Source organism: Devosia enhydra (genome assembly GCF_900119845.1).
Lineage (GTDB): Bacteria > Pseudomonadota > Alphaproteobacteria > Rhizobiales > Devosiaceae > FPKU01.
In genome coordinates this window covers 197558-206044 of sequence record NZ_FPKU01000002.1, presented here as the reverse complement: position 1 = coordinate 206044, position 8487 = coordinate 197558, and the positions used below count along the sequence as shown (strand labels likewise).

Annotated in this window: 7 protein-coding genes and 1 pseudogene; 4 read left to right on the top strand and 4 right to left on the bottom strand. The window is 63.6% G+C overall.

Going from position 1 to position 8487, the window contains the following annotated elements:
• Positions 1-97: 97 nt before the first annotated feature.
• Complete coding sequence (locus BT183_RS10105; protein WP_072342327.1) at positions 98-565, top strand: tellurite resistance TerB family protein; 468 nt, start codon at positions 98-100, stop codon at positions 563-565.
• 124 nt (positions 566-689) lie between these two features.
• Positions 690-1637 carry a calcium/sodium antiporter gene (locus BT183_RS10100; protein ID WP_072342324.1) on the top strand — a complete coding sequence of 316 codons (948 nt, stop codon included), beginning with the start codon at positions 690-692 and terminating at the stop codon, positions 1635-1637.
• Positions 1638-2103: 466 nt separating this feature from the next.
• On the opposite strand, the gene BT183_RS20480 is transcribed toward BT183_RS10100, so the two are convergent.
• The 4 genes and pseudogenes from BT183_RS20480 to BT183_RS10085 form a co-directional block, all read right to left on the bottom strand.
• Positions 2104-2400 (bottom strand): hypothetical protein, encoded by a 297-nt coding sequence (locus tag BT183_RS20480; protein ID WP_143145754.1) that lies wholly within the window; start codon positions 2398-2400, stop codon positions 2104-2106.
• Between the two features lie 729 nt (positions 2401-3129).
• Positions 3130-3434, bottom strand: a pseudogene (locus BT183_RS21265) (IS3 family transposase); the annotation flags it as partial.
• 124 nt (positions 3435-3558) lie between these two features.
• On the bottom strand, positions 3559-3936 hold the full coding sequence (locus tag BT183_RS10090) for a RidA family protein (protein ID WP_072342321.1): 378 nt from the start codon (positions 3934-3936) through the stop codon (positions 3559-3561).
• A gap of 83 nt (positions 3937-4019) precedes the next feature.
• Positions 4020-4958, bottom strand: a complete 939-nt coding sequence (locus tag BT183_RS10085; protein WP_072342318.1) for a LysR substrate-binding domain-containing protein — start codon at positions 4956-4958, stop codon at positions 4020-4022.
• 108 nt (positions 4959-5066) lie between these two features.
• Between BT183_RS10085 and BT183_RS10080 the strand changes: the two genes are divergently transcribed.
• Complete coding sequence (locus tag BT183_RS10080) at positions 5067-6770, top strand: CocE/NonD family hydrolase (RefSeq protein WP_072342315.1); 1704 nt, start codon at positions 5067-5069, stop codon at positions 6768-6770.
• Complete coding sequence (locus BT183_RS10075) at positions 6763-8487, top strand: ABC transporter ATP-binding protein (RefSeq protein ID WP_072342312.1); 1725 nt, start codon at positions 6763-6765, stop codon at positions 8485-8487. The genes BT183_RS10080 and BT183_RS10075 overlap by 8 nt, the downstream gene beginning before the upstream one ends.

Below are 8487 nucleotides of genomic sequence, written 5' to 3'. Positions count from 1 at the left end.
AAGTCGGTGCGATGTCGGTTCACAGTCAGGAGGGCTTGGCTGTAGGACCGGTATTCGCCGGTTCCCGGTTCTCCTGCATCGAGAGGAGAATCTGCGGATGGCCAAGTACACTGATGTCGATGGCGCAATGTTCTCAAAGCGGCCGATCAGCCGGAACGACTCTGAACGGCTTGATGTCGAGGCCGGTGATGACCCGCATTTGAGTGTCCACATCTCCTTCATGGAGGCGGCGGTCGCAGCGGGCATGATCATCGCCCATGCCGATGGGAACGCGTCCATTTCCGAACACCGGCGAATAATCAACCTTCTCAAGCAGCACCCGGTGCTGAGGTCGTTTGCAGTCGATGATGTGGCACGCGAGATGGAAACGCATGTGATCGCTTTCGCGGCCGACGAGGCCACAGCAGACCAGAATGCGGAGCGCCGGATAGCAGACGCTCACTTGACGGCCGCTCAATTCAACGCGTTGCTCGGCATGTGTCGATCCGTGCTCGAAGCAGACGGCGTCTCGAACCCAAAAGAAGTCGCAGCGCTTGTGCGGATATCCGCCGTGAGAGCGGTCTGAAGACGGCGTGCGCGGGGGCGAGTTATCAAATTACATCTGCGTTTTTCGCCCCATAATCCCAGCCAACTGTGGAGCGCGGCAGTCTGCACGCGCTCCACACACCAAGGATGGAGGGTCCGGCAAGATGGTTGCGATTGAAATCCTGATTGGCCTGATCTTCCTGGCTCTGGGTGGCGACCTTTTGGTAAGGGGCGCCGTGACAGTCGCGCAGCACCTGAGGGTTTCGCCGCTGTTGATTGGCCTTACGCTGGTGGGTTTCGGCACCTCTACCCCAGAGCTTGTTACAAGCCTGGAAGCTGCCCTCAGGGGGGCTCCTGGAATCGCCGTCGGCAATGTCGTGGGATCCAACATCGCAAATATCCTGTTGATCCTGGGCCTTTCCGCTGCTGTGCTGCCCTTTGCCGTCGATCGGAAGGCCTTTAGGCGCGACGGTCTGGTACTCATTATTGCAGCCTTGGCGGCAGCAGCAGTGATACTTTTCGGCCGGATCGATCGGCTGTCAGGGCTGCTCCTGGTCACCGCGCTCATTGTCTACGTGGTGTTCACATTTCTCTCGGAGCGCCGGCGGCCTGCACTAGCGGGTAACGTGCCCAAGCTTGAGGATACGTCGGCGCCGCGCATCGGTCTGATGCTGGCCATAGGGCTCACCGTTATTGGTTTGGTATTGACCATATTCGGCGCCCGCCTTCTTGTTTCCGGCGCAGTTGCCCTCGCATCTCTCGCAGGCGTTAGCGAGACTATTATTGGTCTGACGATCGTCGCAGTTGGGACGTCTTTGCCCGAACTGATTACGTCTATCGCGGCTGCGTGGCGAAGGCAGGCTGACGTTGCATTTGGGAACATCGTCGGATCCAATATCTATAACATATTCGGCATCTTGGGGGTGTCAGCGATCGTCACCCCGATCGATGTGCCCGCGGAAATTGCCGGCTTCGATCTTTGGGTGCTACTTGGGGTGACCGCCCTACTTGTGGTCTTTGCAACGACGGGTCGTCGCGTTTCACGCTGGGAAGGCGCCATCATGCTGACAGCTTACGTCGCGTATGTCTCGGCCTTGGTAGCCGGCAGCTAACAGTGTGATGACCGCGGGATTCGATAGCCTTGGAGGCCAACTCGCTAAGCCAGCAAGTTTGCTGATTGCGGCACGCAAAGAGCGTCGCCCTTTCTGCTGCGCCCTTGACCTTCTGCCGACCATTCTGACGTTCCTTACCAACCGATTTGGCGTGCTACGTCGCTTCCCGCGAACTGACCGACCCGCGCTCCCTGCGCCTCGATGCCGAGACCGGAGCGCCCCTGGCGCTGCGTCGAGACGCGGTAATAGGCGACCGCCGCCTTCAACATCGCTATGCCTCCTTGTGAGCACAGTGCAAACGACCGTTTGCAGTGTGCTCGGAGGGCACCTTCAGGCAAGTCCAAGTTGTGGAAACAGAACGGACCTCGCGAGTGTCGCCTTAGCGGCTGCAGGCGAGACTGAATGATTCCGAAGGTGGCCGGAGAAGCAAAAAAGGTCCGGTCAGGCGCGTTGCGTACCGGCTGGCTTAGCTGCTTGGGGACCATCGCCATCCGCCCCAGACCGGGTCCCAGAGCTGGTCATCTTCGATGCAGACGACCACTCGCTCGATACTCGTCGAGGCCGCCTCGGCGTCGGCGGCAAGTAGTGCGCTACTAACGTCTGAAAATATCTCAATATACCAAGCATTCTCGCCTTTATTTACGTCGAAACGAAAACGCCCTAACTCAGCAATGACGATGCCGTTTCGGGATATTACTAAAACAAAAATTGCATTCTCGGGCGCGTCGCCCTGAGTGAATCGCTCGTATGTCCGTCCCTGCATGCTCGTTCCTGATGCTAGAATTAGGTTCTTCTAACATCGCTGCACTTTTGCGGTAAATTTTTCAATCCCTGGAAGGCGGCCAGGGAGTTCGCCGTCGCTACGGCTCCTTGCCGAAGCGCACGATCTGCACGGTCACCGGACAGTCCCGACTTGAGGCCATCTCCTGGACAGAGGTCTCTTTCCAGCGGGGCCCGCGTCTTGAGCCAGAAGATGGCTGCCGTCACCGCGCCATAACCCTCGCCAGTGCTTTTCGGAACAAGCTCTCGGCAACCCGCGCATTGGACTTGATCCGGCCGCTCTCGATCAGGCCGGCACGATGGGCGAGAAGCGTCGGCTCCTGATGGGCAGGCTATCTGGCGGCGTTGAAAGGACAGTTCCCTCTGAAAAAGGGATCATTCTCCGGCTCCGCTATCAGGTTGCGCACCCTCGACACCTGCCGCGTGCCGATTTGGGGAGTGTGAATGCCACTGCTGATGAGACCACGGTTGCGGGTGATGCCCACTAACTGAAGTTGCTCGACAATGCCATTATCTGCGCCGAGCGTGGCGCTGCCACACCCCTGTCTGATAGAAGGCCGCCCGGGCCTCGACGGGCGGGGGCATCGACCATCTGCAAAAAAATTTCGTCCCGTTTGCTTTTGGACGACGATAGCTCCTCGCGGCGCGACTTCGTTCAGGGAGATGGTCATCCTGTCGGGCCGCGGCCAACGATAGGCGTCTCTGCCTCACCCATTCCCAAGAGCGATACATCTTCGACAAGCGCTAGGCACTCGCGGGTGCAGTCATCAGCGACCGTGAACAGCGGCTACCGTCGGTGAGCTGTTCGGAGACGAGATGGCGACCACTGGTCGTTGGTCGCCAACGGGGATCAGCATCGGGGCCTGGTGCCGACGGCCCGCTTGCGTTCACCTCTCTGGCGCTCCACCGGCTTCCCTTCCCGGTGGATGTAAAACGTCCACTTGTGGTTGACCAAGTGGCCCTGGAGCCCAACAGAACATGCATATTGCGATAACCGAACCGTCGCCGCTTATGAGCTCGTGGGGCCAGAGCATATTTGAAATTGTACTAGGCAGATGGGCAACGTCAGCGAGGCACCACCCTGGCTGACTGTCGTGCCGACAGCAAAATGGGGCGAGAAGGGCGGCTATGGGCCCGAACCTCAGGAGGAAGAGCGAATGGCAACGATCCCGATCTCGATCTTAAGCTCTGGCTTTGCCAGCCGCGCCTCCACCGTGGCACGGGCCGGCGCATTGTCGCGGCTGACCCATTCGTCCCACACCGCGTTCATGACGCCGATGGTTCGGATGTCCGCCAGCCAGATCGTCGCCGAGAGCACGTGGTGCTTGTCGGATCCCCCCTGTTCGAGGAACCCGTCAATGCGTTCGAACACCTGGCGCACTTGCGTGGCAAAATCGGGCGACGGCTCGGCCGCCGTGACACCGGCGAGATAGACCAGCGGCCCGCAGGTCACTACCCGCGAAATGCGCGGGGTGTCGTTGGGCACGAGGCGGACGATCGGCAGGGCATCGGCAAGCATCGAGGGCTCCGGGAAATGGACATCGGGGAGAGAATGCCGACAGCACGCGCGTTTTCGCAAATATCCCTTTGGGCCACCTTCATTCACTCCCGATATGAGATTGGCGCCGACTGAGGCCGCTCCGCTGCTATCGCCTGTCTCCCCTGGGGTGGGGTGGCAGCTACCGCATCGAGGAACTTGCGCGCGATCCGCGTCAGCGGCCGGTCCGAGCGCATAAGCGCCGAGAACTGGAATGTAATTCCGGGCTCGAAGGGGCGTGCCGTCATGCGCGGATCGAGCAGTGCAGTCACCGTGAGCGGGTCGAGTATGGAAACGCCCATCCCTTCCTTGATGAAGCTGCATGCGATCGCCGCGTTTCGCGTTTCGAGTACGGTGCGCCGCGCCACCCCCGCTTCGGCAAACAGCCTGTCGACCCGCCGGCCGGAGGGCACGTCATGCCCGAGCGAAATGAAGGCCTCCCCGGCCAAGTCGGCAAAGGTGATCGTTTTGAGCTCCGCCAGCCGGTGACCCGCCGGCATGGCGCACAGCGCGTTCGTCCTCAGAATCGGCAACTGGGTCAGGCCCTTGTGGTCGACAGGATAGGCCACGAAGCCGATCTCGCACTGATTGGCGATGACGTCGCGCACCACTTCGTCGAATCCGCCCACGTCCACGGCGATCTCGACGCTCTCGAACTGCCGGCCGAAAGCCGGCACCACCTTGGCAAGGTGCCCGAGCGCAAAGCTGGAAATCGAAGAGATACGCAGCCTGTCGGCGCGGAATTCCGCGATGCCGCGCGCCACCTCGGCGATGCGATCGAGCCCGGAGAAACTGCGCTGCACCTCGACATAGAGCGCATCGGCCTCGGGCGTCGGGTAAAGCTTGCCCCCGGTGCGGGTGAAGAGCGCGAACCCCAACTCCCGTTCCAGCTCGGCGAGGAACCGGCTCGCCGTCGGCTGGGAGGTGTTGAGCTGTTCGGCCGCCCGCGTCACCGAATGGGTCAGCATCAGGGCGCGGAAAATCTCGATATGCCGCAGCCGCATGGGGCACTCCATATCCGTTTTGAATGAAACTGCCAGAAAGGAATATTTCCCACGATGGCAGGCAGGCAATAGCGTCCCGTCACTGCCCAGTGACCGGGGGACCCGAACATGGCCGGCGGCTACACCCTCACCAGCAACGCCGAGTGCCGGCTCGCCGATGGCGTGACACTCCGCGCCGATGTCTACCGCCCCGATGGGCCGGGCCGCTTTCCGGTGCTGCTCTGCCGCACCCCCTACGACAAGACGCACCCCCGCTACCGCGGCATTGCCGAGCGGCTGGCCGCCGCCGGCTACATGGCCGTGGTCCAGGATATACGCGGCCGCGACGCCTCCGATGGCACATGGGTCTGGCACATGTCGGAGGAGGGCCAGGCGGTCGAGGCGGCCGATGGCTATGCCGCCTGCGAATGGGCCGCTGGCCTCGCCGGCTCCGACGGCCAGGTCGGCACCTGGGGCAATTCCTATCCCTCCTGGCTCATCTGGCGCATGGCCTCGGCCCGCCCGCCCGCGTTGAAGGCCATGGCCACATCGGGCTTTTCCGCCCGCACCCTCGATTGCACCTCGGGCATCTTCGAGACAGGCATCCGCCTGCGCTGGCAGCACCACATGGCCGTCTCCTCGCGGCTCAGGGCTGGCGACACCGCCTTCCCGCAGACCGTCGCCGAAGCCGATCACCACTGGGACAGGCTGCTGCGCGGCAAGTGGATCTGGCACCTGCCGCTCGCAGAGGTGCCCGACCACCTCTTCGGTCCCGATGCCGCCATGCAGCGCCGCTACTGGGACGAGATCAATCGCGAATTCTGGTCGCTCGAGGCGAGCTACCCGCAGGTGGAGGTGCCTACCTTAACGCTCACCGGCTGGTGGGATCGCCTCAGCCACTGCGCCTTCCACTTTCCGGGCATGGTGGCGCATGGCCCCGCCGCCACCCGCGACCAGCACCGCCTCGTCATCGGCCCGTGGATCCACGACAATGAAGGCCGGGCGGACTGGAAGGGCCCGCGCGACTACGGCCCCAACGCCCAGCTCGATCTCGTCGCCCAGCTCACCCGCTGGTACGACCATCACCTCAAGGGCCGCGATACAGGCCTCGCCGGCGAAAAGCCGGCCCGCCTGTTCCTGCTCAACGAGACCGACTGGCGCACATTCTCTTCCTGGCCGCCCGCCGACATGGTCGCCACGCCCTTCTTCCTCGGCAGCAATGGCCGCGCCAACATGCCAGCCGGCGACGGCACCTTGTCGCGCGACACCGCCCCCAGCTCCACGCCCGACCGATTCACCTACGATCCCGCCGATCCCGTCCTCAGCCTCGTCGAGCCCGATGGCCAGGCCGCCGCCTGCGACCAGCGCCCGCTGCGCGATCGGCAGGATATCCTCGTCTATCAGACCCCCCCGCTCGCCGAGGACATCGTGCTCGCGGGCTCGGTCGAAGTCAGGCTATGGGTCACGACCGATGCGCCCGACACCGATTTCGTCGCACGACTGATCGAAGTCGGCGCCGATGGCCTTGCGGTCAACATCAGCCACGGCATCCTTCGCTGCCGCTACCGCGAGGGCTACGACTGCGAAATTCCGATGCCTTCCGGCGAGCCGGTCGAGATCGCCATCAAGCTCCTGCCCGTCGGCATCCGCTTCAGGTCCGGCAGCCGCATCCGGCTCGACATAACCTCATCCGACTTCCCGGCATTTGACCGCAACCACAATACCGGCCGCCCCTTCCACACCGATAGCGAGCTGCGCATCGCCCGGCAGGCCGTGTTGCACGACGATGCCCACCCCTCGCGGATCATCCTGCCGGTACTGGCCGATGGCTGAGCCAGCCCCGCTCCTCTCGGTCCGCGATCTCGGGGTCACCTTCACCGCTGGGGAAAAACAGTTCGACGTCGTACGCGGCGTTTCCTTCGATCTCGCTGCCGGCGAAACGCTCGGCCTCGTGGGCGAGAGCGGTTCGGGCAAGTCGGTCACTGCCCTCTCCATCCTGCAACTGCTGCCCTATCCCACCGCCCGCCACAAGAGTGGCTCCATCCGCTTTGCCGGCACCGAACTCGTCGGCGCCCGCCCGCAGACCCTGCTCGGTATCCGCGGCAACCGCATCGCCATGATCTTCCAGGAGCCGATGAGTAGCCTCAATCCCGTCCTCACCATCGAGGAACAGATCGTTGAGGTGCTCGCCGTCCATCGCCGCTTAGATCGCAAGGCCGCCGCCGCGCGGGCGCTCGAACTGCTCGAAATCGTGCGCATCCCCGATCCCCGGCGCCGGCTCAAATCCTATCCCTTCGAGCTCTCCGGCGGGCAGGCGCAGCGCGCCATGATCGCCATGGCGTTAGCAAACGAGCCGCAGTTGCTCATCGCCGACGAGCCTACGACCGCCCTAGACGTTACCATCCAGGCCCAGGTGTTGGGGCTGATTGCCGAATTGCAGCAAAGCTTCGGCATGGCGTTGCTGCTCATTACCCACGACCTCAGGATCGTGGAGAAGATGGCGCATCGCGTCTGCGTCATGAACAAGGGGGAGATCGTCGAGCACGGTCCGGTCAAGAGCGTCTTTTCGGCGCCCCAGCATGCCTATACGCGCATGCTGCTTGCTGCCCAGCCCAAGGGCGGCCCGGTGCCTGTCGAGCCCGATGCGCCCGTTATTCTCGAGGCTCGCGACGTCCGCGTCGTCTTTCCCATCCGTAGCGGCCTGCTTCGCCGCACTACCGGCGAGGTGCGCGCGGTCGATGGCGTCTCGCTCGCCATCCGGCGCGGCCAGACCCTTGCCGTGGTCGGCGAGAGCGGCTCGGGCAAGACGACGCTGGGACGATCGCTGCTTCGTCTTCAGGGCTCCGCCGGCGCCATCCGCTTCGAGGGTGCCCCCATCGATGCTCTTTCCCGCGAACAGATGCGGCCGCTGCGCAGGCGCATGCAGATCGTCTTCCAGGATCCTTTCGGCGCCCTCTCGCCCCGCGTCCGGGTCGGCGACATCGTCGGGGAAGGCCTGCGAATCCACGCCATCGGCACCCCGGCGGAGCGGGATGGCATGGTCGCTGAAGCACTACGCGAGGTCGGGCTCGACCCCGAGACGCGCCGGCGTTTCCCCCACGAGTTTTCCGGCGGCCAGCGCCAGCGCATCGCCATCGCTCGCGTGCTGGTGCTCAAGCCGGCGCTGATCGTGCTCGACGAGCCGACGTCAGCGCTCGATCGCTCCGTGCAGGCCCAGATCGTCGATCTCCTGCGCGATCTCCAGGCGCGCCATCGCCTCGCCTACCTCTTCATTTCCCACGATCTCGCCGTCGTCCGTGCGTTGGCCGACGAAGTGATGGTGATGAAGGACGGCAAGGTGCTCGAGGCCGGCCCGGCCGCATCGCTCTTTGCCGCGCCGGTCCACCCCTATACCCGCGCCCTTTTCGCCGCCGCCTTCGATCTCGAGGCGGCCGACGCCGGCGCGCCCCGTTCTTTCCACCCGGCGCCGCACCCGGCTCCGGTCCTCTCCCAGACCAGACCTCTTCAAACCAAGCCAGCCGATCCCGGCCGGCCGACAGAAAGGATGTGA

Bases quoted from the DNA above. Each gene is read 5' to 3' on its own strand.
- BT183_RS10085 (WP_072342318.1), bottom strand. From the start codon at position 4,958: ATGCGGCTGCGGCATATCGAGATTTTCCGCGCCCTGATGCTGACCCAT.
- BT183_RS10105 (WP_072342327.1), top strand. From the start codon at position 98: ATGGCCAAGTACACTGATGTCGATGGCGCAATGTTCTCAAAGCGGCCG.
- BT183_RS20480 (WP_143145754.1), bottom strand. From the start codon at position 2,400: ATGCAGGGACGGACATACGAGCGATTCACTCAGGGCGACGCGCCCGAG.
- BT183_RS10075 (WP_072342312.1), top strand. From the start codon at position 6,763: ATGGCTGAGCCAGCCCCGCTCCTCTCGGTCCGCGATCTCGGGGTCACC.
- BT183_RS10090 (WP_072342321.1), bottom strand. From the start codon at position 3,936: ATGCTTGCCGATGCCCTGCCGATCGTCCGCCTCGTGCCCAACGACACC.
- BT183_RS10100 (WP_072342324.1), top strand. From the start codon at position 690: ATGGTTGCGATTGAAATCCTGATTGGCCTGATCTTCCTGGCTCTGGGT.
- BT183_RS10080 (WP_072342315.1), top strand. From the start codon at position 5,067: ATGGCCGGCGGCTACACCCTCACCAGCAACGCCGAGTGCCGGCTCGCC.